This is a genomic window from Xanthomonas sp. NCPPB 3218 (assembly GCF_056725185.1).
Window position 1 is genome coordinate 1808465 of the sequence record NZ_CM161516.1, and the last position, 24538, is coordinate 1833002.

The following is a 24538-nucleotide window of genomic DNA, read 5'->3' on the forward strand; positions in this document are numbered from 1 at the left end:
CTTATTCGACGCATAGGATTTTCCTATGCGGCCACCGCACGCAGAAGATCGGCGATCAGGCCGAAGGCCGGCGCGCGTCCTGCGCCCTGCCGCCACAACAGCCCGATCTCCCTATAGTAGCGTCCGCCTTTGATCGGCCGGACCACGACATCGTCGCCCTCGCGGATTTCCTGGCGCACATACAGGTCTGGCAGCAGTGCAAGACCCATGCCCATCCCGGCCATCTGGCGGATCGCATCCAGGCTGGTGCCTTCGTAATCGCGCAGCACATTGGCACCGACGTCCATGGCGATCGCCGCCACCTGTTCGGCCAGGCGGTACTCTGGCATCAAGGTGAGCAGGTTGGCGCCGCGCAGATCGGCCGGCGTGATGCAGGTCTTGGCCCGCAAGGGATGATCGGCGGCCATGGTCACGTGCAGCGGTTCGCGGAACAGCCGCTCGCTGTGCAGGCCGCGCCCGGCCACCGGCAATTGCGCCAGGATCAGGTCGTGCACGCCGCTGGCCAGGCCGCTGGCGAGCGCGGTCGGCAGGCCTTCGCGCACGTGCACGCGCAGTGCCGGATGTTCGCGGTGCAGGCGCGCGACCAGGCTCGGCATCAGGTAGGCGCCCAGCGTTGGCGACACGCCCAGCCGGATGGTGCCGATCAAGGTGTCGGCCGAGGTGGCGCGGACCTCTTCCAGATCGGCGACGTCCAGCAGGATGCTGCGCGCGCGCTCGAGCAGGTCGCGCCCCAACGGGGTCAGGATGGCCGGCACGCCGCGTTCGAACAGCGCGGCGCCGACGATGGTTTCCAGCGCACGGATCTGCTGCGACAGCGAGGGTTGCGACACGCCCATCTGCTCGGCGGCGCGGGTGAAGCTGCCGGTGTCGGCGAGCGCGACGAAATAACTGAGTTGGCGAATGGTGGTTCTGGGGCGGGGCATGCGTGACGTCGTCAGGTGGGGGCGCGTGGGGGCGCAGGATCGGCCCGGGCCGCTGCCGCAGACACGCTGGCATGACAGCACACGCCGGTGTCACCCAGGCGTCATTGATCGATGAACTGCAGCCGCGCCAGCTCCGCGTACAGGCCGCCTTCGGCGATCAACTGCGCGTGCGTGCCCTGCGCGACGATGCGGCCGGCATCCATCACCACGATGCGGTCGGCCTTGAGCACGGTGGCCAGGCGATGGGCGATGACCAGCGTGGTGCGGCCTTCCATCAGCCGGTCCAGCGCCTGCTGCACGGCGCGTTCGCTCTGCGCATCCAGCGCGCTGGTGGCCTCGTCCAGCAGCAGGATCGGCGCGTCCTTGAGCAAGGCGCGCGCGATCGCCACCCGTTGCTGCTGGCCGCCGGACAGGCGCGTGCCGCGTTCGCCGAGTTCGCTGGCGTAGCCCTGCGGCAGGGCGCGGATGAAACTGTCGGCCTCGGCGGCCGCGGCGGCGGCTTGCACCTCCGCATCGCTGGCGTCCAGGCGCCCATAGCGGATGTTGTCGGCGGCGCTGGCGGCAAACAGCGTGGGTTGCTGCGGCACCAGGGCGATGCGTTCGCGCAGCAGTACCGGGTCGGTATCGCGCAGGTCCACCTCGTCGATACGCAGCCTGCCGCTGACCGGGTCGTGGAAGCGCAGCAACATCGCCAGCACCGTGCTCTTGCCGGCGCCGGAGGGCCCGACCAGCGCCACGGTTTCGCCCGGATGGACATGCAGGTCGAAGCCATCCAGCGCCGGCGCATCGGGGCGCTGCGGATAATGGAACACCACCTGATCGAAATGGATCGCGCCGCGCAGCGGCTGCGGCAAGGGCTGCGGCGTGGCCGGCGCGACGATCGCCGGCCGCTCGTCGAGCAATTCGCCGACCCGGCCCATGCCGCCGGCCGCGCGCTGCAACTCGTTCCAGACCTCGGCCAAGGCACCGACCGAGCCGCCGCCGATCAGCGCGTACAACACGAACTGTCCCAGCGTGCCGGGGGTCATGCGTCCGGCGATGACATCGTGCGCGCCCAGCCACAGCACACCGACGATGGCGCCGAAGATCAGCATGATCGCCACCGCTGTCACGGTGGCCTGGGTGCGGATGCGCAGCCGTGCGGTATCGATCGCGGCGAACAGGGCCTGGCTGAACCGCTGGCTCTCGTAGCGCTCGCGCGCATGCGCCTGCACGGTGCGCACCGCGCCCAGCGTTTCGGCTGCCAGCGTGTTGGCATCGGCGACGCGGTCCTGGCTGGCGCGCGAGATCTTCTGCAGGCGGCGTGCGCCCAGCACGATCGGCAGTACCGCCAGCGGAATACCGATCAGGGTGAAGCCGGCCAGCCGCGGGCTGGTGACGAACAGCATCACCATGCTGCCGATCACCGTCACCGAGCTGCGCAACGCCACCGACATGGTGGTGCCGATCACCCCGCGCAGCAGCTCGCTGTCGGCCGACAGGCGCGACACCAGCTCGCCACTGCGGCTGCGGTCATGGAAGCCGGCGTCCAGCCCGATCAGATGCGCATACAGGCGGCCGCGCAGGTCGGCCACCACTTTTTCGCCCAGCAACGCGACGAAATAAAACCGCGCGGCCGTTGCCACCGCCAGCACCACCGCCACCGCGAACAACAGCGCGAAGGCGTGGTTGATCTGCGAGCCGCCGGAGAAACCATGGTCGATCATCTGCTTGACCGCCGCCGGCAGGCTCAACGTGGCGGCCGAAGAAATGGCCAGTGCGATGAGCCAGGCGGCGAACAGGCCACGCTGGCGCTGCACGAACGGCCACAAGGTGCGCAGGCTGCCAAGCTTCCGCAACGGGTTGGGCCTGGCGGCGGCTGGCTGGTTCATGCGGCTTCCGGTGATGAGAGATGGACACGGTTGCGAGTGGCGTCGCACAGGCGCGTTTTCAAGCCGGCCAGTTGATCGGCAGGCAGTTGCACGCGCAGTGCCGCGCCCTGCGCGTCGAAGCGCTCGTCCAGCTTGTCGGCGTGGAAGGCGCTCAAGGCAGCATGCACCAGGCCCAGGTCGTCGAACCGGCATTGCAGGTCGAGCAGCGACAACGCAATCAATGGCTGTCGCGCCGCCAGTCGCAGGCATTCGGCCGCGGCGCCGCCGTAGGCACGCACCAGCCCACCGGCACCGAGCTTGATGCCGCCATACCAGCGTGTGACCACCACCACCACGCGGTCGTAGCCCTGGCCATCGATGGCCGCGAGAATTGGCCGCCCGGCGGTGCCGCTGGGCTCGCCATCGTCGCTGGAACGGTAGTCCTGCCCGAATCGGTAGGCCCAGCAGTTGTGGGTGGCATCGGCAACGGACACGCGCTGCACGATCTCCAGCGCCTGCGCGGGAGAGTCCAGTGCCGCAGCATTGGCCAGAAAGCGACTGTGCTTGATGTCCAGGCTGTGGTGCGCGTCAGCGGCGAGGGTATCGAGCATCGTCGCCATTCTATGCGAGCCGCTCGCGCCCGACGCCGTAGCCATCGTGACTGCCGTTGCAAGCTTGCAGATCGGCAGGGGGTTGGGCGGTGCGTTGCGACGGGGGATGTGCAATGAGCGCCGTGGCTCCTAGGCGGTTACGCCAGGGTGCTGTCGTTGATCTGTCGACCTGGTGAACAACGTGACGCGGTGCGTGACACGGCAGCGCCGCCGGGTGCGGCATCGCGCCTGAGCGATGGCCGCAATAAGTGGGACATGGCCCGGTGCGTGGCTACTTCCACGCAGCTGACGTATGACTACAGCGCCGCTGCGCGCTTGCTGTTGCGCATGCCCGACCATGACGCCGGGCATGGCCCGCGATAGGGCAGGGAGCGGGCGTCGCCCCGCATCACACCAGCGTGGAGCGGCGCTTCTCGTCGATCCACTTGGAGGCCTGCGCCGGCGTGTAGTGCTGCATCCACTCCAGCATCTGTTCGATATCGGCGCCGTACCACAGGTCGCTGCGCTGGTCCGGATGCAGGAAGCGCTCTTCCACCATGCGATCGATCATGCCGATCAGCGGTGCGTAAAACCCTTCGATATCCAGGAACGCACAGGGCTTGTTGCCGATGCCGAGCTGGCGCCAGGTCAGCATCTCGAAGATCTCTTCCATGGTGCCGAAGCCGCCGGGCAGGGCGACGAAGGCATCGGACAGCTCGAACATGCGCATCTTGCGCTCATGCATGGAGCCAACGATTTCCAGCGTGGTCAGCCCACGGTGCGCCACTTCCCAATCGGCCAGCTGCTGCGGAATCACCCCGGTCACCTCGCCACCAGCCGCCAGCACCGCATTGGCCACGGTGCCCATCAGCCCGACATTGCCGCCGCCATACACCAGCCGCAGGCCCTGCTCGGCGATGCGCTGGCCCAGCGCAGTGGCGCGCTCGGCGTAGGCGGATTTGTTGCCGGCATTGGAGCCGCAGTAGACGCAGATGCTTTTCATGGGATTCGGGAGTTGGGATTGGGGATTGGTAAAAGCGAGGCAGCGCTGCTGATTGCAGGTGATGCCATCGGCAGGGGGCGCGCTGAATTGTTTGAGTTATTGCCTGGCTTGAAAAACATAACGCCGGGTTTTCACCCGGCGCCATGTCATTGCCGGTGAGGGCCGGGACGGAGAGCCGCAGTTGCGAATCCCCAATCCCGAATCCACCAATCCCGGTCAGTTGGCCTTATGAATCGCGCGCTTGCTCACTGCCATCGCGGCATCGTGGATCGCTTCGGACAGCGTCGGGTGGGCGTGGCAGATGCGTGCCAGGTCGTCGGCCGAGCCGTTGAACTCCATCGTCAGCACGCCTTCGTGCACCAGCTCGGAGACGCCCACACCAACCAGGTGCATGCCCAGCACGCGGTCGGTTTCGGCATCGGCGATGACCTTGACGAAGCCGGCCGGCTCGCCCATGGCCACGGCACGGCCGATCGCCGCGAACGGGAAGCTGCCGGCCTTGTAGGCGACGCCTTCGGCCTTCAACTGCTGCTCGGTCTTGCCGACCCAGGCAATCTCCGGCTCGGTGTAGATGACCCACGGAATGGTGTCGAAGTTGACGTGGCCGGGCAGGCCGGCGATCAGCTCGGCGACCGCGATGCCTTCCTCGAAGCCCTTGTGCGCCAGCATCGGGCCGCGCACGCAGTCGCCGATGGCCCACACGCCGTCGACGCCGGTATGGCAATGGCCATCGACCTCGATCTGGCCGCGGTCGGTCACCTTGACGCCGGTGCCGTCAGCCAGCAGGTTCTTGGTGGCGGCCTTGCGGCCCACGGCCACCAGCAGCTTGTCCACGGTCAGGGTCTGCTCGCCGGCGCTGTCGGTGTAGCTGAGCACCACCTGCTTGGCATCGCCGCTGCCGGTGATCTCGGTCTTGCTGACCTTGGCGCCCAGCTTGATATCCAGGCCCTGCTTCTTGAATTCCTTCAGCGCGGTCTTGGCCACTTCGGCATCGGCCAGCGCCAGGAAATCCGGCAGCGCTTCGAGGATGGTGACCTCGGCGCCCAGGCGCTTCCACACGCTGCCCAGTTCCAGGCCGATCACGCCGGCGCCGATCACGGCCAGGCGCTTGGGCACGGCGGTGAAGTCCAGGCCGCCGACGTTGTCGACGATGGTGTCGCCGTCGAACTTGGCGAACGGCAGCTCGATCGATTCCGAGCCGGCCGCAAGGATCACGTTGGTGCCCTTGAGTTCGATCTCGCCGCCTTCGTGCTGTGCGACCTTGACGATGTTGCCCGGCAGCAGCTGGCCGAAGCCGTAGTACGGGGTGATCTTGTTCGCCTTGAACAGCATCGCGATGCCGCCGGTGAACTGCTTCACGATCTTGTCCTTGCGGCCGATCATGGTGGGCACGTCCATCTTGGCGTCGTTGAAGCTGATGCCGTGGTCGCCGAACAGGTGGCCCATGTTCCAGAACTGGCGCGAGGAATCCAGCAGCGCCTTGGACGGAATGCAGCCCACGCGCAGGCAGGTACCGCCCAGCGCCGGCTTGCCATCCTTACCGATAGCCGCGTCGATGCAGGCGACCTTCATGCCCAGCTGGGCCGCGCGAATCGCAGCGTGATAACCGGCCGGACCGGCACCGATGACGACGACGTCGAATTGTTCTTGTTCGCTCATTCTTCGCTCACGAGATTGGGAATTGGGGATTGGGGATTCGTAAAAGCGGGATGCTCGGGAAAGGGCGGCTCTCGCCAATCCCCAATCCCGAATCCCCAATCCCGGCTTTCATCACAGACCGAACAACATCCGGCCCGGGTTTTCCAGCTGATTCTTGATGTCGACCAGGAACTGCACCGAGTCCTTGCCGTCGATGATGCGGTGGTCGTAGGACAGCGCCAGATACATCATCGGGGCGATCACGACCTGGCCGTTCTCAGCGATCGGGCGTTCCTTGATCGCGTGCATGCCCAGGATGGCGCTCTGCGGCGGGTTGATGATCGGGGTCGACAGCAGCGAGCCGAAGGTGCCGCCGTTGGTGATCGTGAAGGTGCCACCCTGCAGATCGTCCAGGCCCAGCTTGCCGGCGCGCGCCTTGGCGGCGTAGTCGGCAATGCCCTGTTCGACGTCAGCAAACGACTGGCGCTCGACGTTACGCAGCACCGGCGTGACCAGGCCCTTGTCGGTGGACACGGCGATGGAGATGTCGCTGTAGCCGTGATAGATGATGTCGTCGCCGTCGATCGAGGCGTTGACCAGCGGGAAGCGCTGCAGCGCGTTGGCGGCGGCCTTGACGAAGAAGCTCATGAAACCGAGCTTGATGCCGTGCGCCTTCTGGAACTCGTCTTGCAGCTCCTTGCGTGCGGCCGAGACCTTGGCCAGGTTGACCTCGTTGAAGGTGGTCAGCATCGCGGTGGAGTTCTTGGACTCCATCAGGCGCTTGGCGATGGTCTTGCGCACGCGGGTCATCGGCACGCGCTCTTCCGGACGGGCGCCGGATGCCTTGCCCACGCCGCCGGCCTTGGCGAAGTTGACGATGTCTTCCTTGGTCACCGCGCCACGACGGCCGGTGCCTTCGACCTGGGCCGGATCCACGCCCTGGGTGATCGCGGAAAAACGCGCACCCGGCGGCAGCGCATCGGCAGCGGACTTGGATGCAGCGGCAGGCGCAGCGGCAGCAGCCGGGGCCGGCGCGGCGGCCGGGGCAGCAGCGGCCGCCGGTGCCTCGGCCTTCTTCTCGTCGGCCGGTGCGGCCGCAGCCACGGCGCCTTCTTCGATGATCGCCAGGATCTGGTTGCTGGTGACGGTGCTGCCGGCTTCGAACTTGATTTCCTTCAGCACGCCGTCGACCGGCGAAGGAACTTCCAACACGACCTTGTCGGTTTCCAGGTCGACCAGATTCTCGTCGCGCTTGACCGCTTCACCGGCCTTCTTGTGCCAGCTGGCGATGGTGGCGTCGGAAACGGATTCGGGCAGTACCGGAACTTTGACTTCGGTGGCCATTCGGGGAGCGTCCTAGGGTTTTCGTTCTTTGGGGAAGGTGAGTTATTCAGCGACTTGGTCGTTGAACGGATTGAGGAGCGCATCGGCGACCAGCTTCTGCTGTTCGACGATGTGGTCGGCCATATGGCCGGCGGCAGGCGAGGGCGAACGGGCACGGCCGGCGTAATGCAGGCTCTGACCGCTGGCCAGGCAGAAGTTCAGGTGGTGGCGGATCTGGTACCACGCACCCTGGTTCTGCGGTTCTTCCTGGCACCACACCACGTCGGTGGCGTTGGCATAGGCCTTGAGCTCGGCGGCCAGCTGCGCACGCGGGAACGGATACAGCTGCTCCACGCGCAGGATGGCGACGTCGTCCTGGCCACGCTTGGTCTGGTCTTCGAGCAGGTCGTAATAGACCTTGCCCGAGCACAGCACCACGCGCTTGACCTTGCCGGCATCGGCCTTGGCGTCGGGAATCAGATGCTGGAACTCGCCCTCGGCCAGTTCTTCCAGGCTCGACACCGCCAGCTTGTGGCGCAGCAACGACTTGGGCGTCATCACCACCAGCGGCTTGCGGGTGGTCATGCGCATCTGGCGGCGGATCATGTGGAAGCACTGCGCCGGCGTGGTCGGCACGCAGACCAGCATGTTCTCCAGCGCGCACAGCTGCAGGAAGCGCTCCAGACGCGCGGAGCTGTGCTCCGGGCCCTGGCCTTCATAGCCGTGCGGCAGGAACAGCGACAGGCCCGCGATGCGGCCCCACTTGGCTTCGCCAGCGGCGATGAACTGGTCGATCACCACCTGCGCGCCGTTGGCGAAGTCGCCGAACTGCGCTTCCCAGATGCACAGCGCATTCGGGTCGGTGGTGGAGTAGCCGTATTCGAAGCCCATCACGGCTTCTTCGCTGAGCAGCGAGTCGATGATGGTGGCGTCTTCGGGGTTCTGCACCAGCTGGCGCAGCGGCAGGTGGTAGCTGTCGGTCTTCTGGTCATGCAGGATCGCGTGACGGTGGAAGAACGTGCCGCGACCGGCGTCCTGGCCGACCAGGCGCAGCTTGTGGCCTTCGGCCAGCAAGGTGGCATAGGCCAGGTTTTCGGCAAAGCCCCAGTCGCCGGCCTGCTCGCCGGCGGCCATCTTGACGCGGTCGTCGTAGATCTTGCCGACGCGCGCATGCAGCTCGACGCCTTCCGGAATCGTGGTGATCAGCTTGGCCAGACGGTCCAGCTGCTCGCGCTTGACGCGGGTGTCGACCGGATCGGCAGCGGTGCCGACCAGATACTTGGACCAGTCGATGGCGAATTCGTCCGGCTTGCGCGTCGCCAGTTCGGTGGTGTATTCGCCCGAATCGAGCTTGTTGCGGTAACCATCGACCAGCGCCTTGGCCTCGTCGGCGCTCAGCACGCCGTCGCTTTCCAGCTTGGCGGCGTACAGCTCGCGGGTGGTCTTGTGCTTGCGGATGGTCTGGTACATCACCGGCTGGGTCGCTGCCGGTTCGTCGGCCTCGTTATGGCCCCAACGGCGGTAGCAGACCAGGTCGATGACCACGTCCTTCTTGAACTGCTGGCGGAATTCGTAGGCCAGCTTGGACACGAACATCACCGCATCCGGGTCGTCGCCGTTCACGTGGAAGACCGGCGCGCCGATCATCTTGGCCACGTCGGTGCAGTACAGCGTGGAACGGGCGTCGTCGCGGGCGCTGGTGGTGAAGCCGATCTGGTTGTTGACCACGATGTGCACGGTGCCGCCGACGGCGAAACCGCGCGCCTGCGACATCTGGAACAGTTCCATCACCACGCCCTGGCCGGCGAATGCGGCATCGCCGTGGATCAGGATCGGCAGCACGCTCTTGCGCTCGGCATCGCCGAAGCGCTCCTGACGCGAACGCACGCTGCCGACCACGACCGGGTCGACGATTTCCAGGTGCGAGGGGTTGAAGGCCAGCGCCAGATGCACCTGCTTGTCGCCACCGACCGCGATGTCGGCCGAGAAGCCCATGTGGTACTTGACGTCGCCGGTGTGGGCGCGGTCGTCGTGGGCGTGCTCGAACTTGCCTTCGAACTCGTCGAACAGCTTGCGCGGGTTCTTGCCCAGCGTATTGACCAGCACGTTGAGGCGGCCGCGGTGGGCCATGCCGATCACGATGTCCTTGACCTGATCGTTGCCGGACTGGCGAATGATCTCGTCCATCATCGGGATCAGCGCGTCGCCGCCTTCCAGCGAGAAGCGCTTCTGGCCGACGTACTTGGTGTGCAGGTAGCGCTCCAGGCCTTCGGCGGCGGTGAGCCGCTCCAGCGTGCGCTTGCGGCTGGCCGCGTCGCCGGCGATCTTGCCGCCGGCATCTTCCAGGCGCTTGTAGATCCACTGGCGCTGGTCGAACTCCTGGATGTGCATGAACTCTGCGCCGATGGTGCTGGCGTAGGTCGCCTTCAGGCGGGCCAGCAGGTCCTTCAGCTTCATGCGCGGCTGGCCGCCGACGCCGCCGGTGCTGAACTCGCTGTCCAGATCCGCCTGCGACAGGCTGTGGAACGGCAGGTCCAGGTCGGGCGGGTTGACCGGCGGGGTCAGGCCGAGCGGATCGAGCTGCGCGCCGAGGTGGCCACGCGCACGGTAGGCGGTGATCAGGCGGCCGACGTTGCGCTCGCGCTCGTCACTGGCCGCTGCGCCGGTGCCGGCGTTGGCAGCCTGCTTGGAGGCGGTGAGGATGTGGGCAATGGCTGCCGAGTGCGGCACATCACCGGCATCGCGACCCTTGAAGCCATCGAAATAGCTCTTCCACTTCGGGTCAACACTGTCCGGGGCGACGAGGTACTGCTCGTACAGATCCTCGATATAGGCGGCGTTGCCGCCGGCGAGCTGCGATGACTGTGCGAACTGCTTTAGGAGATTATCCACGATGGTAAGTCGGGTCTGCTGTGGGGATGATTGTGCGGAAGCGGCGGGGCGAGATGCCCTGTCGGTCGGTCTCAAATCTCGAAAAATTATACCCCCTTGCGCTAGTGAGGGGGCGTCTGCCAGCTGACCGGACGGGTAGGTGCAAGCGCCTGGCGCCTACGTGCGAAGGGCGCTGCGGTCTCAGATGCCGAGTGCGCGTGGTTCGTTCCAAAGCGCGCTGCGCTCCCATATCTGCGCGAATTCGCGCTCCAGCTGGCGGCTGCGCGCCGCGCCCGACAGCCAGGTTTCGCCATCGTCGAAGCGATGGCCTGTTGGACGAAAGTAGTAGGCGTCATCGCCCACCACATAGGCCGACGCGTAGCTGGCATCGACCGGATCGCTGACCGCACGGAAGCGGAACACGCTGGGCAGGCGCTGGGCCAGCCGCAGCATCGCGCTGCTGTTGGCGCCCGCGACGGCAGTGTCCTGCACCAGCACCTGCACGCGCTTGTCGTGGCGGGCGGTGGCAAAGCGGCGCAGTGCATCAAGCACTGCGGCGTCGTCGAACAGCGGCGGATCCAGTGCCCGCGTATAGATCAGCACCTGGCGGCGTGCGGCGCACAGCAGGCCGGTGGTGGCGGCCAGGGCCGCGCGCAGGTCGTCCACCGCCATCGGGCCGTCGAGACGGCGGTGCAGCGGCCTGCCCGGACGATCGCCCGCCGTTGCGGCGCTAGCGGGGTGCCGGTCGGAAGAGGTGTCCGGCAGGAAGCCCAGGCGTGCGAACACAGCCTCGGCGTCTGTGTTCACGCGGGTTTGCAGGCCGGGCCAGCCGCGTTGTTGCGCGGTGGCGACGGCGGCTGCGAGCAACCGGTCGGCCAGGCCGCGGCGGCGCCAGCCCGGCAGCACGCCGAGCCGGTCGATGCGCCGATCCGCCGTCAGCCGCACCGAGCCGACCAACTGGCCGTCCTCGTTGCGCAGCGCCAGGTGCAGGCTGAGCGGGTCCAGGGCGTCCCAGTCGGCAGCGCTGTCCTCGGTGCTGCCGGTGCCGCAGGCCAGGCGCAGCGCACGCAGGGTTGCGGCGTCGGACGCCGCATCCAGCGAAACGATCTGCAGCCCGGCGTGGGAACTCATGCGCGCTGGTCGGACCCGTCGTCGTCGCCAGCGTCCGATGCCGCGTCGTCGTCGGCCAGCCCGCTGTCGTCGCCCTGGTCGGCATCCTCGCCTTGTTCGGCCTCCTCAGCCTGGGCCGGGCCGTCCGCGGCATCGGCGACCTGCTCGACGTCGGCTTCGGCGTCGATCTCGTCATCCGCGTCCGGCGTGTCGGCCCCGGCGTCGGCATCGTCATGGTCATGGTCGCCCGACAGGCTCAGGACGTGGCCCTGGTCGTCGTCGATGTCCTCGATGTCGTCCTCCGCGTCCTCGTGGGCGCGCTGGTAATGGCCCTGCGCCAGCAGCTCCAGCACCACCTCGCGGCCACGGTTGGACAGCTGCGCATACAGCGTGCCGTCGATCTCTTCGGCTGCGGCCAGACGCGCGGCATCCTTGGCCGACAGCGCGAATTCCAGGCCGCTGCAGAACAGGGTGGCGCCACGCTTGGCGCGCCGCCAGGCCAGCCGCGACCAGGGGTGACGGTGCAGCAGCACGCCTTCTTCCAGCGCCTGCTCGACCGCCTCGCGGGGAATCGGTTCGGGTGCCGGCACCACGTCGCCGGAGGCGCGGTAGGTGGTCATGAAGCGGCCGAACCAGTCGCCCAGGCGATCCGGATCGTTCATGCGCAGCGCGTTGAGCGCTTCGACCACGCGGTTCATCGCGGTGACGTCGATCTCGTACGGATCGGCCGGCACCTTGAGGTCTTCGTCGTGATAGCGCACGGCCTCGTCGGCATCGGCGATCAAGGTGTCCAGGTAGTCGCCGATCAGCTCGGCCGAGGACGGCGCGCGGGTGCCGATGGAGAAGGTCAGGCAGGCGTCTTCGGCCACGCCGTGGTGCGGCACCAGCGGCGGCAGGTACAGCATGTCGCCCGGGCCCAGCACCCAGTCGTGGGTGGGCTTGAAGTCGCGCAGCAGCTTGAGCTCGACATCGTCGCGGAACGCCAGCGGCGCGGCCTTGCGGCCCTGCTGCGCGCGTGCGTCGATCTGCCAGCGGCGGTGGCCCTGGCCCTGCAGCAGGAACACGTCGTAATGGTCGACGTGTGCGCCGACCGAGCCGCCGGTGGCGGCGAAGCTGATCATGATGTCGTCGATGCGCCAGCGCGGCAGGAAGCGGAACTGTTCCAGCAGTGCGCGTACGTCGGCGTCCCACTTGTCCACGTCCTGCACCAGCAGGGTCCAGTCATGGTCGGGCAGGCCGGGGAAGTCGGTTTCCTGGAACGGGCCGGTGCGCACGTTCCAGTCGTCGGTGGCGCGGTCGTGGCTGATCAGGCGTGCCAGCACGCCGTCTTCGCAGGCCAGGCCGGCCAGGTCTTCGGGCTGCAGCGGGGACTGGAAGTCCGCAAACGCGTTGCGGATCAGCAGCGGATGCTTGTGCCAGTAGTTGCGCAGGAAGCGCTCGACCGGCATGCCCAGCGGCTGGTCGCGGGTGGCGTGGATCTCGAAGGGCAGTGGCGCGCCTTTCCTGGCGGCGATCTTTTTTGTGGGGGTCTTTTTCATGGTGTCACGGGTCCGACTGGAGGGCCGGCGCGGTGCGGCCGGCGAGGTGGCTTATTGTCGCCCAGCCCGCCATGCGCTGCCTTGCATGCGGGTGTCGCGGTGAGGTTGCGGTGCGCGTCCGGGCCATGCACGGCCGGGGATGCACCTGGGTGTCTCGGTGTCAGCAGATCAGCGGGTGGAGATCTGGTTGTTGCTGCCGTAGTCGTTGACCATCGCAGTGCCGGATTGCTGGGTGATGCGGTTGCCGCGGCCGTGCAGCGTGGCGGAGGCGATCGCCTGCGCCTGTACCTGGTTGTCGTCGCCCGGCACCAGCAGCGTGCCGATGCGGCCGGCCTTGAGCGTGGAGGTGCGGCTGAACAGTTCGATGGTGCTGGCATCGCCGGCGAGGGTGACCTGGGCATCGTTGCCGACCATGCGCACTGCCTCGGCGCGCTCGATCTGCACGATCGCATGCTGGCCCAGCACTGCGATCGTGCCGCAGTCACCCTTGAGGGCCAGATTGGCGTTCTGGCCGGTCAGATCGACGTTATGGCCGTCGCAGCTGACCGTGCCGCTGGTCGAGGTGACCATCAGTGTCGGCCGCTCGCCATTGCTGGCGACCTGGGTGGCGCCGTCCATGCTCGGAACCGACGGAACCGACGGAACAGACGGAACAGACGGAACAGACGGAACAGACGGAACCGGTGCGGCCGTCACGCCGGCCGGCGCGCGCGGCACGGCAGCGGCGGAGTCGGGCTGCGAGTCGGGAGTGGCCTGCTTCCCGCAGGCCAGCAATCCGCAGGCCACCGACGCAAGCAGGGAGACAGACAGCAGCGCGCGCAATGCCATGGCAATACTCCTGACAGCTGGATACAAGGGCGTGATACCGGTGGATGGATACCGCTGCTTAGATCGCGCGCGCCAGCTGTTCGGCCAGCCCGGTGTAGGCACCCGGCGTCAGCGCCCGCAGCCGCTGCTTGTCCTGCTCCGGCAACTGCAGGCTCTCGACAAAGGCCTGCATGGACGCGGCAGTGATGCCCTGGCCGCGGGTCAGCGCCTTGAGCTGCTCGTAGGGGTTGGGCAGGCCGTGGCGACGCATCACCGTCTGCACGGCTTCGGCCAGTACTTCCCAGGCCGCATCCAGATCGGCATCCAGGCGTTCGGGATTGACGGTCAGCTTGCCCAGGCCCTTGGCCAGCGAATCCAGCGCGACCTGGGTATGGCCGAACGCGGTGCCGAGCGCGCGCAGCACGGTGGAGTCGGTGAGGTCGCGCTGCCAGCGGCTGATCGGCAGCTTGGCGGAAAAGTGTTCGAACAGCGCATTGGCGATGCCGAAGTTGCCTTCGGCATTTTCGAAGTCGATCGGGTTGACCTTGTGCGGCATGGTCGAGGAGCCGACTTCGCCTTCCTTGAGCTTCTGCTTGAAGTAGCCCAGCGAGATGTAGCCCCAGATGTCGCGCGACAGGTCGATCAGGATGGTGTTGACGCGGCGGCTGGCGTCGCCGATTTCGGCCACGTTGTCGTGCGGCTCGATCTGGGTGGTGTAGGGGTTGAACACCAGGCCCAGGCTTTCGACGAAGCGCTGCGCGAACGCGGCCCAGTCCAGCTCCGGGTACGACACCAGGTGCGCGTTGTAGTTGCCGACCGCGCCGTTGATCTTGCCGGTGAGTTCGACCGCGGCGATCTGCTTGCGCTGCCGCTCCAGGCGCGCGACCACATTGGCGATTTCCTTGCCCAGCGTGGTGGGCGAGGCGGTCTGGCCATGCGTGCGCGACAGCATCGGCTGGCCGGCCTGGGCATGGGCGAGGGTGCGCAGGCTGGCGGTGATGCCGTCCAGCGTGGGCAGCAGCACCTCGCGGCGCGCCTGTTCCAGCATCAGGCCATAGCTGAGGTTGTTGATGTCCTCGCTGGTGCAGGCGAAATGCACGAATTCCAGTGCCGGGCCCAGCTCGGCATCGTCCTTGAGCTGTTCCTTGATGAAGTATTCCACCGCCTTGACGTCGTGGTTGGTGGTGCGCTCGATCTGCTTGACCCGCGCGGCATCGCCGACGCTGAAGTCGTCGGCCAGGCGGCGCAGGGTCTGGGTGGCGGCGGCCGAGAATGGCGCCAGCTCGGCGATGCCCGGCTCGGCGGCCAATGCCAGCAGCCATTCGATCTCGACCTTGACCCGCGCCTTGATCAGGCCGTATTCGGAGAAGATCGGGCGCAGCGCATCCACTTTGGAAGCGTAGCGGCCGTCGAGCGGGGACAGGGCGAGCAGGGCGGAATCCGACATGGGCAGGGCACTGGGAGGCTGGCGGGGGTGCGTATTCTACGCCGCCCCAGCGCCGGCTTCGCCGATTGGCCGCACCGTGATGGCCTGGATCCGGTGCCCGGCCATGCGCCGCACCGTCAGTGCGTGGCCGTCCAGCTCCAGGGTTTCGCCTTCTTCGGGCAGCCGCTGCAATTGGTGCACGATCAGCCCGCCGACCGAATTGACGTGGTCCGGCGCGCTCAGGTCCTGGCCCAGCAGACGTTCCAGGCGGAAGATCGAGGTGCTGCCGGCCACCAGCAGCGAGCCATCCTGGCTGCGGATCGGGGCATCGCGTACCACGTGGCGGTGCTCGTCCTCGATCTCGCCGACCACCACTTCCAGCAGGTCTTCCAGGGTGAAAAAGCCCAGGATGCGGCCCTCCTCCCCCACGCACAGCGCCAGATGGGTGGTGCCGGTGCGGAACTGCTCCAGCGCGCTGGGGATCGGGGTTTCCAGGGTCAGCAGGGTGGGCGGGCGTAGCAACGGGCGCAGATCGTCCAGATCCTGGCTGCGTGCCATCGCCACCAACAGATCCTTGGTATGCAGGATGCCCAGCACCTGCTCGCCATCGGCGTCGAACCACGGGTAGCGGCTGTAGCGCGACTCGCTGAACTCGGCCAGCACCGATTCCAGCGTCATGCCTTCGCGCAGGCTGCGCAGGTGCTCGCGCGGACGCATCAGGTCGCCGGCGACCAGGTCGGGCAGTTCCAGTGCATGGCTCATCAGGGCCAGCCCGTGATCGGGCGTGGCGGCGTTGGGATCCTGGCGGCCGACGATCAGCATCAGCTCCTCGCGCGAATAGCGATGCGACTGGTGCTCCACATCGCCCCAGCCCAGCACCCGCAGCAGGCGGTTGGCGCTGGTGTTGAGCACCCAGATCGCCGGGTACATCAGCCAATAGAACACGTAGAGCGGCGCGGCGGTCCACAGCGACATCCGCTCCGGGCGGCGGATCGCCATGGTCTTGGGCGCCAGTTCGCCCAGCACGATGTGCAGGAACGAAATCAGGCTGAAGGCGATCGCCAGTGCGGTGAACTGTGCCGCTTCCGGCGACAGGCCGGCGGTATCGAACAACGGCTGCAGCAGATGCGCGAAGGCCGGCTCGCCGACCCAGCCCAGGCCGAGCGAGGCCAGGGTGATGCCGAGCTGGCACGCCGACAGGTAGGCATCCAGATGCGCATGTACCCCGAGCAACAACCGCCCACGCCAACCGTTGTTCTGCGCCAGGCCCACCGCCTGCGTGTGGCGCAGCTTGACCAGCGCGAACTCGGCGGCGACGAAGAAGCCGTTCAACAGCACCAGCAGCGGTGCGACTAACAACAGCAGCACGTTACCCAACATGGCGTCCGCCTCCATGGCGCGTAGCGGCAGACCCGCGGTATGTCAGCGGCTGCGCGTCGGTGCCGGGGCGATGTGCAAGCAAGCAAGACGCAAACGATGCGTTTCTACAGTCAGGGTCGTCGCCCATGGCGGCGTGGTACCTCGTATGGATCATCGGGCAGTCTAGCCCAGGGCTTGCGACGACACGGTCGCAACGCTGCGAGCGAGTATCGTAGGCAGCCTCGCCAGCGTGGGCACGCCCGCTGCCAGCCATCCATCACCACAAACCAACCATGTGCGGAGAGTGCAGATGAGCGAACGTTTCAGGACCGAACACGACAGCATGGGTGAGCTGCAGGTGCCCGCCGATGCCTTGTGGGGCGCGCAGACCCAGCGTGCCGTGCAGAATTTTCCGGTGTCCGGCCAGCCGATGCCGCGCGGCTTCATCCGCGCGCTGGGGCTGATCAAGGCCGCTGCGGCCGGCGTCAATGCCGAACTCGGGCTGCTGCCCAAGTCGATCGGCAAGGCCGTGCAGGACGCGGCGCTGCAGGTCGCCGACGGCACGTATGACGCGCAGTTTCCGATCGACGTCTACCAGACCGGCTCGGGCACCTCGTCCAACATGAATGCCAACGAGGTGATCGCCACGCTGGCCACGCGCGCCGGCAAGGACGCGGTGCATCCCAACGATCACGTCAATCTCGGGCAGAGTTCCAACGACGTGGTGCCCACCGCGATCCGGGTGTCGGCGTTGCTGGCGGTGCAGGAGCACCTGCAGCCGGCGCTCAAGCATCTGCGCAAGACCATCGACAAGCGCGGCAAGGGGCTGGACAAGGTGGTCAAGACCGGGCGCACGCATCTGATGGATGCGATGCCGCTGACCTTCGGCCAGGAATTCGGTGCATGGTCGGCGCAGCTGAGTTCGGCGCAGGAGCGCATCGACGATGCCCTCAAGCGCCTGCGCCGGCTGCCGCTGGGCGGCACCGCGATCGGCACCGGCATCAATGCCGATCCGCGTTTTGGCGGCAAGGTGGCCAAGGCCTTGTCGGGCTTGAGCAAGTTCAAGTTCGAGAGTGCCGACAACAAGTTCGAAGGCCTGGCTGCGCAGGACGACGCGGTGGAGTTGTCCGGTCAGCTCAATGCGCTGGCGGTGGCATTGATCAAGATCGCCAACGACCTGCGCTGGATGAATGCCGGCCCCCTGGCCGGGCTGGGCGAGATCGAGTTGCCGGCGCTGCAGCCGGGCAGTTCGATCATGCCGGGCAAGGTCAACCCGGTGATTCCCGAAGCCACCGTGATGGCCTGCGCACAGGTGATCGGCCACCACACCGCGATCACCGTGGCCGGGCAGACCGGCAACTTCCAGTTGAACGTGACGCTGCCGTTGATCGCCTACAACCTGCTGGATTCGATCAACTTGCTGGGCAATGTGGCGCGGCTGCTGGCCGATAGCGCGATTGCCGGGTTGAAGGTGCGCCAGGAGCGCGTGCGCGAGGCACTGGACCGCAATCCGATCCTGGTCACCGCGCTCAACCCCATCATCGGCTACGAGAAGGCAGCGGCGATCGCCAAGCGTGCCTACAAGGAACAGCGCCCGGTGCTGGACGTGGCGCTGGAAGACAGCGGGCTCACTGAGGCGGATCTGCGCCGTTTGCTGGATCCGGCTGCGCTGACCCGCGGTGGCATCCAGGCCGGCAGCACGGGCGGCGGTGGCTGACCACCGCAGTGGGCGCACGTAGGAGCGCACCTGGGCGCGATGGGCGTTGTCGATACAGCCACGTCGCGCCCAGGTGCGCTCCTACATGGGTTTGCGCGAATCCGCGGCGTCGCCAGGACTCAGTGCCGCTCGGCCTGCACGTTGCCGAAGCTCTCGCGATACGGCTGCAGCGACGGGATTTCATCCAGCAATTCGCCGCTGAGCTTCTGGATCTCCGGCGTGGCCGTCAGCTTGATCGACTTGTATTCCGGATCCGCGCCAGCCTCGTTGACGGCCTGCTGGCGCAGCATCTGCAGGTGCCCGAACAGCAGCTGCAACTTGGCGCGCGTCGGCTCTTTCTGCGGCAGCGCGATATCGTCGATCTTCAGCGTGCCGTCCGGGGTGATTTCCGCATTGGCGGCCGGTGGGCGGCGGATCATCACCGACTGGGTGGTGATGGCAACGCGCGGCTTGCCGCGTTCGGCGCGCCGCGACGACTGGTCGCCGCAGGCGGTCAGGGCGCATAGCAGGAGCGCCATGCAGAGCATCACCAACTTGTTCATGGGGTCGCCGGATTCAGGGGAGCGCACTAGTGTAATCCCGCTCCGGCCAGCCGATCGGTGCCTGCGGCACATGGCGCGGCTGACAAGATGTCGCAGGCCGATGTTGTGTGCCTGGCGTGCGCGCAGTAATCGGTGTGACGATCCATCCGGTTTCCGGTCAGCCGCTGCGCCCGTCGATGTGGGCGCAGCGGCGATCAAGGCCGCGCTTACTTGCGGCAGTCGTCGATATCGTGCTGGCTGAGGGTCGAGTACGGCGCGAATGCCGGCACCAGTTGCGCGGCGGCGTCCTGCGCGTTGCGCAGCTTGGCCAGCTGATCGCAGATCTGCATCGCAGTGTGTTTGAAGGTTTCCGCCTGCGCTTCGATCTTGTCGCCGATCTGGTCGGTGTTGCCGCTGAGCACGCCCTTGAGCGCTTCGCCGGCGGCATGCGCACCGAAGGCCGCGCCCTGTGTGCCGATGTCGATGCCTTTATCGGCGACGCCCTGGATCTGCACGTAGAAACCGCGCATCGCCTGGCGCTGCGCATCGTTCAGGCTCACCGGCTTGCCGGCGATGCTGAGCGCGCCATCCACGCCGATGGTGGCCGCGGGCAGGCCGTCGCGGTGGAGCGTCAGGCTCTTGCCGTTGAAGATCACCCCGTTCGCGTTGGTCTTGCCCGACACCACGACCGTGGGTTCGGACTTGCCGCAGCCGACCAGCAGCGCGCCCACCAGTACCGCACAAATCAACAGTTTCATCAGCCGTCCCCCTCTTGAATGGTCAATGCAGTGGTCAGTTGTCGGTCGGCACGCGGGTGGTGCCGGCCACATCGCTGACGTCGATATCGCCGCTGCCCTTATGCGCGACGCTGACGTCGCCGCGCACCTTGTGCACGCTCAGGGCGCCGGAGTTGACCGCTTCCACGCCGACATCGCCTTGCACATCGTCGATGTCGACATCGCCGGAGCCGATCGTGCCGAACTTGACGTTGCCTGCTACGCCGCGCAGCTTGACGTCGCCCGAACCGACCTTGCCGACCTCCGCCGCGCCATGCACCTGCCTGGCCTTGAGATCGCCCGAGCCGACCGCCAGCACGCGCAGCGACCCCATCTCTTCCAGTTCGATATCGCCGGAACCGACCTTGGCGGTGACCCGGCCCCTGGTGCGGCGGATGGCCATGTCGCCGGAACCGACATCGGCACTCACGGCGGCAGCGCCGCTGATCTCGGCGTCACCGGAGCCCACGTCGAATTGCACCAGCAGCGTGTCCGGCACGCTGCCGCGCAGGTCCAGGTACGAATAGCTGTCGCCGATGGAGATGCGCAGCGGGCGGTCGTCGGCCAGCGTCACCACCAGCTTGTCGCCGACCCGCTTCTGGGTGACGGTCAGGCCCTTGAGCAGCTCGGCCCTGGCGGCGCAGGCGCGGCCGCCCAAACGCCCGCCGTTGCCCGGCGCAGCGTCCAGATGCAGATCGTTGGAGCCGACCTCGAACAGCACCGACTTCACTCCGCTCAGTTTCAACTCCAGGCTGCGCGGTTCGGAGAACTTGCATTGCTCCTCGGCGAACGCAGCGCCGGGCACGGCGAACAGGATGGCCAGACTCAGCAGACGACGCATGGGATGTCCTTCAGGCTTCGGAGCGCCGACGGCGCAGGTAGATGGAGGCGGCGATCAGGGCAACGCCGATTGCAGCGCCGATCCAGATGTCCGGATTGCCGTAGACCCGTGCGCTGTCGGTGTGCTGCAGCGCCCACTGCACCAGATCGCTGGGGTTCTGCATCGCGCTGCTGTCGAGGTTGCCGCTGACCGCGCGCGGCGACCAGGTGCCGGGCAGGGCGCTGAGCAGGCCGCGGTAGCCGACGATGTACCAGATCCAGCCGATCGGCAGCGAGATACCCGGCATCGCCGAGAGGATGCTCAGCATCACGCAGGCCAACAGCGGGAACAGCACCGCCCACAGGAACGGCTTGCTGGTGGCCCAGGCCGAGCAGAACATCAGCCAGCCCACCGTCGGTAACGCCCACAGCAGACTCATCGGCACGGTCTTCAGCAACAGCCACAGCAACGCGAACGGGTGCGAATGGGTCGCCAGGGCCCAGGGGCTGGGGACGCCAGCGATCGAGGCGCCCACGATGGCGATCAGCCAAAGTGCCAGGCCGACCAGCACGCCGATCACGATGGCGACCAGCGGCGCCAGCAGCAGCGCCCAGGCGGCCTTGGACAGCACCGTCTGCACATCGGACACCGGCAGCGATTTCCAGAACAGCACGCTGCGGTCGCGGCGGTCGTCGTACAGGCTGCCCAGCGAATAGAAGAACACCACGAACGCCAGGACCACCGAGGCGATGCCGATGCCGCCGAGCAACAGGCCGTCGCCGACCTGGCCCAGGGTGCGCGTGTATTCGGCCAGATCGTCCATCGTGATGCTGTCGCCGATCATGTTGCGACGCGCGCTGATCGCGCCGATCACCGCGCCCAGCAGCGCGAAGAACACCGCGATGCCGCCGGTGATGATCTGTGCCCAGACGAAACCGCCACGGTGTTCCCAGTACTCGCGTTTGAGCAGCCAGCCGAACGTGCGTGCGGGAGAAGCTTGGTGGGTGAGTGCATTCATGCGTAGGTCCCCTTCATGACCGCAACGAACAGGTCGGCAAGGCCGGGATTGCGGGTTTCGCCAAAACGGGCGAGCTGCGCTTTCGGCACGCCATCGAACAGCATCACGGTCTTGCCAAACGGGAGGCTGCGCTCGTCGATCGGCTGCAGGCCTCTGGCGGCGTCGAGATGCTCGGCACCCACCAGCACTTCGGTGTACCGCTCGGCCACGTTTTCCATGTCGGCGGTCAGCACGATGCGGCCGTCGCGGATGAACATCACATCGGTGAGGATGTGTTCGATCTCTTCGACCTGATGGGTGGTGACGATGATGGTCTTCTGCTCGTCGAAGTAGTCCTCCAACAGGCGTTGGTAGAACTGCTTGCGATACAGGATGTCCAGGCCCAGGGTCGGCTCGTCCAGCACCAGGATGCGGGCATCGATGGCCATCACCAGCGCCAGATGCAGCTGCACGATCATGCCCTTGGACAACTCGCGCACCCGCGACTTGCGGTTGAGCTGCGTATTGGCCAGGAAGCGCTCGCACTTGGCGCGATCGAAGCGCGGGTGCACGCCGGCGACGAAGTCGATCGCCTCGCCAACCCGCAGCCAGCGCGGCAGTACCGCCACGTCGGCGATGAAGCAGACCTCGTTCATCAGTGCGTTGCGCTGGGTGCGCGGATCCATGCCGAGCACGCTCAGGTCGCCATCGAAATCGGTCAGCCCCAGTACCGCCTTGAGCGCAGTGGTCTTGCCGGCGCCGTTGGGGCCGATCAGGCCGACGATACGCCCGGCGGCGATGGTGAAGCTGGTGTTGTCCAGCGCGAGCCGATGCTTGTAAGCCTTGCGCAGGCCACGTGCGTCGACCACATGGTCGGAGGAGACGGCGGTCATGGTGTTTTTCCCTGTGGCAACAGATCGTCGATGGACAGTCCCAGGCGCTGGATGCGTTCCAGCACTGCGGGCCATTCTTCATTCAGGAAACGCTCGCGCTCGCTGCCGCGCAATTTCTGTGCGGCCTCCGGGGTCATGAACATGCCCAGGCCGCGGCGTTTCTCCACCAGGTTCTCGTCGGCCAGTTCCTGGTAGGCGCGCGAGACGGTGATGGGATTGAGTTGGTAGTCGGCCGCCACCTGCCGTACCGAGGGCAGGGCGTCGCCAGGCTTGAGGATTCCATCGAGCATCATGGCAATCACCCGTTCCTTGAGTTGGCGGTAGATGGGAGCGCCGTCGCTCCATTGGATGTCGTTCATGGTCAGCTCCGTGGGCGCAGAACCTGCGCGAAGGAGAAATAGGGCATCGACAGCGAAGCGCGCAGGTGCCGGCTGGGCCGGGTGCGCGCCTCGGGGGGAGTTGTCGCGTTTTCCGTAACCGCCTCCGACACGCCATAATCGGCGCCGGACTCCGTGACCTGACTGGAAGCGGCTCCCAGGCAACCAATGGCGAACAGGGCGCTGCCGAACAGCAGCAATGGAGCTGGTCGCGTGAAGCGTGTGCTGTTCATGCTTTCCCCTGCGTTGGATGACTGGTGTTGTATTCAACTATAACACCGACACGCAGGCAGTCAACTGCCTGTCATACCCAACTGATGGCACCCCGCGTCGGCGGGTGGCCCGGACCTATCGAAAGGGATCGCTCATGTTGCTCAAGCGTCTGCTGGTCGTTGTATTCGCTGGCTTTTTCTCCGTCTCGGCGCTGGCCGCCGGCGCGCCGGTGCTGGATCTGGATTACCGGCCGCTGGCCGGCAAGGCGCCAATCAACCTGAACCGTACCTACGGTGGCAAGGTCCTGATGGTGGTCAATACCGCCAGCAAGTGCGGCTACACGCCGCAGTACGAAGGGCTGGAGGCGCTCAACCAGCGCTTCGGCAGCCGCGGTTTTTCGGTGCTGGGCTTTCCGTCCAACGATTTCCAGGGGCAGGAACCCGGATCTGAGAAGCAGATCCAGGAATTCTGCACGCTGACCTATGGCGTCAAGTTCCCGATGTTTGAGAAGGTGCATGTGCTGGGTGCACAGGCCACGCCGCTGTATCAGCGCCTGACCCAGGCCACCGGTGTGGCGCCGGGCTGGAACTTCCACAAGTATCTGATCGGGCGCAATGGACGGGTGGTGGCGCAGTTCCCCAGCAAGATCAAACCGGACGATCCGAGCGTGCTGGCGGCAATCGAACGCGAGCTCAACGCGCCGTCGCGCTGAGCACGGCGCTCGCAAGGTCACGCGCACATGCGACAATGCGCATTCAGCGCCGGCGTCGGCGTGTCTTTTCACTTTCGGGAAGTGCATCGAATGAAGATGGGAAAGCGCGGCGCGGCGGCGTCGCTACTGATGGTGGCACTGTCGGCATCGATGCCGGCGATGTCGCAGCAACCGGCCGCAGCGGCCACCAAGGAGAAGCCAGTTTTGAATGCATCGTCTGAGAAGAGCACGCGCGACAACGTCAGCTACGCCATCGGTATGGACGTGGCACGTTCGTTCGAGCCGATTGCCCAGGACATCGATGTGAGCGCACTGCAACGCGCCATCGAGAATGCATTCAAGGGCGGCAAGCCGCTGTTGTCCGACGAGCAGACCCAGGCCACCGACACCGCACTGCGCACCGCGCTGGCGGCGCGTAACGGCCAGCAGGTCCCGGGCATGGCGCCGGGTAGCGCGCCGGCCGCACCGTCCAAGGAAAATGTCGGCCTGATGCTCGGCGACCGCGCGGTCGGTCCGTCGCTGGCCGGCATCAAGGACGAGATCGACCTGTCGATCCTGATGGAAGCGGTGCGCACCGTGTTCGCCAAGGGCACCACGCGTCTGACCCAGCAGGAAGCCGCTGCCACCATGCAGGCGTTCGCCTCTGCCAAGCAGGGTGCTGCCGGTGCCAAGAATCGCGAGGAAGGCAATGCCTTCCTGGCCAAGAACAAGACCGAAAAGGGCGTGATCACCACCGCGTCGGGCCTGCAGTACATGGTGCTGCGCCAGGGCAGCGGCGAGCGTCCGATGCCCACCAACACGGTGCGCGTGAACTATGAAGGCAAGCTGCTCAACGGGCAGGTGTTCGACAGCTCCTACCAGCGCGGCCAGCCGGCGGAGTTCGGTCTGAATCAAGTCATTGCAGGTTGGACCGAGGGCGTCGCGTTGATGCCGGTCGGTTCGAAATACCGTTTCTGGATTCCATCCAACTTGGCCTATGGCCCGAACGGCACGCAGGGGGGGCCGATCGGACCAGATGCAACGTTGACGTTCGATGTCGAACTGATGGGTATCCTTCCCTGATCCCCCACAGGA

At 66.5% G+C, this 24538-nt stretch carries 22 protein-coding genes; 3 read left to right on the plus strand and 19 right to left on the minus strand.

The window, feature by feature from the left end:
* Positions 1-23: 23 nt before the first annotated feature.
* From AC1PLS_RS08025 to AC1PLS_RS08080, 12 genes are all read right to left on the minus strand, one after another.
* Positions 24-923 carry a hydrogen peroxide-inducible genes activator gene (locus AC1PLS_RS08025; protein WP_024939324.1) on the minus strand — a complete coding sequence of 300 codons (900 nt, stop codon included), beginning with the start codon at positions 921-923 and terminating at the stop codon, positions 24-26.
* Between the two features lie 101 nt (positions 924-1024).
* Entirely contained in the window at positions 1025-2794 is a 1770-nt protein-coding gene (locus AC1PLS_RS08030; protein WP_054591685.1) for an ABC transporter transmembrane domain-containing protein, read from the minus strand.
* Complete coding sequence (locus AC1PLS_RS08035; protein ID WP_024939326.1) at positions 2791-3393, minus strand: IMPACT family protein; 603 nt, start codon at positions 3391-3393, stop codon at positions 2791-2793. The genes AC1PLS_RS08030 and AC1PLS_RS08035 overlap by 4 nt, the downstream gene beginning before the upstream one ends.
* A gap of 379 nt (positions 3394-3772) precedes the next feature.
* On the minus strand, positions 3773-4366 hold the full coding sequence (locus tag AC1PLS_RS08040) for an LOG family protein (RefSeq protein ID WP_184434101.1): 594 nt from the start codon (positions 4364-4366) through the stop codon (positions 3773-3775).
* 216 nt (positions 4367-4582) lie between these two features.
* Positions 4583-6025, minus strand: a complete 1443-nt coding sequence (gene lpdA / locus AC1PLS_RS08045) for a dihydrolipoyl dehydrogenase (protein ID WP_104608029.1) — start codon at positions 6023-6025, stop codon at positions 4583-4585.
* Between the two features lie 111 nt (positions 6026-6136).
* Positions 6137-7348 carry a dihydrolipoyllysine-residue succinyltransferase gene (gene sucB, locus AC1PLS_RS08050; RefSeq protein ID WP_065032437.1) on the minus strand — a complete coding sequence of 404 codons (1212 nt, stop codon included), beginning with the start codon at positions 7346-7348 and terminating at the stop codon, positions 6137-6139.
* Positions 7349-7390: 42 nt separating this feature from the next.
* Complete coding sequence (locus tag AC1PLS_RS08055; protein ID WP_065032436.1) at positions 7391-10219, minus strand: 2-oxoglutarate dehydrogenase E1 component; 2829 nt, start codon at positions 10217-10219, stop codon at positions 7391-7393.
* Between the two features lie 180 nt (positions 10220-10399).
* Positions 10400-11329: a GNAT family N-acetyltransferase gene (locus AC1PLS_RS08060; protein ID WP_184434104.1), complete on the minus strand. Its 930-nt coding sequence runs from the start codon at positions 11327-11329 to the stop codon at positions 10400-10402.
* The gene (locus AC1PLS_RS08065) at positions 11326-12822 is read right to left on the minus strand and encodes a ribosomal protein uL16 3-hydroxylase (RefSeq protein WP_184434411.1); all 1497 of its coding nucleotides are present in this window, start codon (positions 12820-12822) and stop codon (positions 11326-11328) included. The genes AC1PLS_RS08060 and AC1PLS_RS08065 overlap by 4 nt, the downstream gene beginning before the upstream one ends.
* A 192-nt stretch (positions 12823-13014) precedes the next feature.
* Positions 13015-13674, minus strand: a complete 660-nt coding sequence (locus AC1PLS_RS08070) for a DUF3060 domain-containing protein (protein WP_481104375.1) — start codon at positions 13672-13674, stop codon at positions 13015-13017.
* Positions 13675-13732: 58 nt separating this feature from the next.
* Positions 13733-15100 (minus strand): adenylosuccinate lyase, encoded by a 1368-nt coding sequence (gene purB / locus AC1PLS_RS08075; RefSeq protein ID WP_179464850.1) that lies wholly within the window; start codon positions 15098-15100, stop codon positions 13733-13735.
* Positions 15101-15136: 36 nt separating this feature from the next.
* Positions 15137-16459, minus strand: a complete 1323-nt coding sequence (locus AC1PLS_RS08080) for a hemolysin family protein (protein ID WP_481104376.1) — start codon at positions 16457-16459, stop codon at positions 15137-15139.
* Positions 16460-16748: 289 nt separating this feature from the next.
* Between AC1PLS_RS08080 and AC1PLS_RS08085 the strand changes: the two genes are divergently transcribed.
* Positions 16749-18155 (plus strand): class II fumarate hydratase, encoded by a 1407-nt coding sequence (locus AC1PLS_RS08085; protein WP_024939336.1) that lies wholly within the window; start codon positions 16749-16751, stop codon positions 18153-18155.
* A gap of 119 nt (positions 18156-18274) precedes the next feature.
* Here AC1PLS_RS08085 and AC1PLS_RS08090 read toward each other — a convergent pair whose 3' ends face one another.
* From AC1PLS_RS08090 to AC1PLS_RS08120, 7 genes are all read right to left on the minus strand, one after another.
* Positions 18275-18697, minus strand: a complete 423-nt coding sequence (locus AC1PLS_RS08090; RefSeq protein ID WP_016901538.1) for a hypothetical protein — start codon at positions 18695-18697, stop codon at positions 18275-18277.
* Positions 18698-18903: 206 nt separating this feature from the next.
* Entirely contained in the window at positions 18904-19434 is a 531-nt protein-coding gene (locus tag AC1PLS_RS08095) for a DUF2884 family protein (RefSeq protein WP_024939337.1), read from the minus strand.
* 34 nt (positions 19435-19468) lie between these two features.
* Positions 19469-20293 (minus strand): DUF4097 family beta strand repeat-containing protein, encoded by an 825-nt coding sequence (locus tag AC1PLS_RS08100; protein WP_024939338.1) that lies wholly within the window; start codon positions 20291-20293, stop codon positions 19469-19471.
* Between the two features lie 10 nt (positions 20294-20303).
* Positions 20304-21290 (minus strand): ABC transporter permease, encoded by a 987-nt coding sequence (locus tag AC1PLS_RS08105; protein WP_167762780.1) that lies wholly within the window; start codon positions 21288-21290, stop codon positions 20304-20306.
* Entirely contained in the window at positions 21287-22162 is an 876-nt protein-coding gene (locus AC1PLS_RS08110; protein WP_046342254.1) for an ABC transporter ATP-binding protein, read from the minus strand. Before AC1PLS_RS08110 ends, AC1PLS_RS08105 begins: the two co-directional genes overlap by 4 nt.
* Entirely contained in the window at positions 22159-22521 is a 363-nt protein-coding gene (locus AC1PLS_RS08115; protein WP_003483692.1) for a GntR family transcriptional regulator, read from the minus strand. Before AC1PLS_RS08115 ends, AC1PLS_RS08110 begins: the two co-directional genes overlap by 4 nt.
* Before the next feature lie 2 nt (positions 22522-22523).
* On the minus strand, positions 22524-22772 hold the full coding sequence (locus tag AC1PLS_RS08120) for a hypothetical protein (RefSeq protein ID WP_024939341.1): 249 nt from the start codon (positions 22770-22772) through the stop codon (positions 22524-22526).
* 134 nt (positions 22773-22906) lie between these two features.
* Between AC1PLS_RS08120 and AC1PLS_RS08125 the strand changes: the two genes are divergently transcribed.
* Both AC1PLS_RS08125 and AC1PLS_RS08130 read left to right on the plus strand, forming a co-directional pair.
* Complete coding sequence (locus tag AC1PLS_RS08125) at positions 22907-23464, plus strand: glutathione peroxidase (protein ID WP_024939342.1); 558 nt, start codon at positions 22907-22909, stop codon at positions 23462-23464.
* 90 nt (positions 23465-23554) lie between these two features.
* Positions 23555-24526 (plus strand): FKBP-type peptidyl-prolyl cis-trans isomerase, encoded by a 972-nt coding sequence (locus tag AC1PLS_RS08130; protein WP_016901531.1) that lies wholly within the window; start codon positions 23555-23557, stop codon positions 24524-24526.
* Positions 24527-24538: the final 12 nt, after the last annotated feature.

Coding starts and splice junctions, on each gene's coding strand:
- AC1PLS_RS08025 (WP_024939324.1), bottom strand. CDS start 923: ATGCCCCGCCCCAGAACCACCATTCGCCAACTCAGTTATTTCGTCGCG.
- AC1PLS_RS08030 (WP_054591685.1), bottom strand. CDS start 2,794: ATGAACCAGCCAGCCGCCGCCAGGCCCAACCCGTTGCGGAAGCTTGGC.
- AC1PLS_RS08035 (WP_024939326.1), bottom strand. CDS start 3,393: ATGGCGACGATGCTCGATACCCTCGCCGCTGACGCGCACCACAGCCTG.
- AC1PLS_RS08040 (WP_184434101.1), bottom strand. CDS start 4,366: ATGAAAAGCATCTGCGTCTACTGCGGCTCCAATGCCGGCAACAAATCC.
- lpdA (WP_104608029.1), bottom strand. CDS start 6,025: ATGAGCGAACAAGAACAATTCGACGTCGTCGTCATCGGTGCCGGTCCG.
- sucB (WP_065032437.1), bottom strand. CDS start 7,348: ATGGCCACCGAAGTCAAAGTTCCGGTACTGCCCGAATCCGTTTCCGAC.
- AC1PLS_RS08060 (WP_184434104.1), bottom strand. CDS start 11,329: ATGAGTTCCCACGCCGGGCTGCAGATCGTTTCGCTGGATGCGGCGTCC.
- AC1PLS_RS08070 (WP_481104375.1), bottom strand. CDS start 13,674: ATGGCATTGCGCGCGCTGCTGTCTGTCTCCCTGCTTGCGTCGGTGGCC.
- purB (WP_179464850.1), bottom strand. CDS start 15,100: ATGTCGGATTCCGCCCTGCTCGCCCTGTCCCCGCTCGACGGCCGCTAC.
- AC1PLS_RS08080 (WP_481104376.1), bottom strand. CDS start 16,459: ATGTTGGGTAACGTGCTGCTGTTGTTAGTCGCACCGCTGCTGGTGCTG.
- AC1PLS_RS08085 (WP_024939336.1), top strand. CDS start 16,749: ATGAGCGAACGTTTCAGGACCGAACACGACAGCATGGGTGAGCTGCAG.
- AC1PLS_RS08090 (WP_016901538.1), bottom strand. CDS start 18,697: ATGAACAAGTTGGTGATGCTCTGCATGGCGCTCCTGCTATGCGCCCTG.
- AC1PLS_RS08095 (WP_024939337.1), bottom strand. CDS start 19,434: ATGAAACTGTTGATTTGTGCGGTACTGGTGGGCGCGCTGCTGGTCGGC.
- AC1PLS_RS08100 (WP_024939338.1), bottom strand. CDS start 20,293: ATGCGTCGTCTGCTGAGTCTGGCCATCCTGTTCGCCGTGCCCGGCGCT.
- AC1PLS_RS08105 (WP_167762780.1), bottom strand. CDS start 21,290: ATGAATGCACTCACCCACCAAGCTTCTCCCGCACGCACGTTCGGCTGG.
- AC1PLS_RS08110 (WP_046342254.1), bottom strand. CDS start 22,162: ATGACCGCCGTCTCCTCCGACCATGTGGTCGACGCACGTGGCCTGCGC.
- AC1PLS_RS08115 (WP_003483692.1), bottom strand. CDS start 22,521: ATGAACGACATCCAATGGAGCGACGGCGCTCCCATCTACCGCCAACTC.
- AC1PLS_RS08120 (WP_024939341.1), bottom strand. CDS start 22,772: ATGAACAGCACACGCTTCACGCGACCAGCTCCATTGCTGCTGTTCGGC.
- AC1PLS_RS08125 (WP_024939342.1), top strand. CDS start 22,907: ATGTTGCTCAAGCGTCTGCTGGTCGTTGTATTCGCTGGCTTTTTCTCC.
- AC1PLS_RS08130 (WP_016901531.1), top strand. CDS start 23,555: ATGAAGATGGGAAAGCGCGGCGCGGCGGCGTCGCTACTGATGGTGGCA.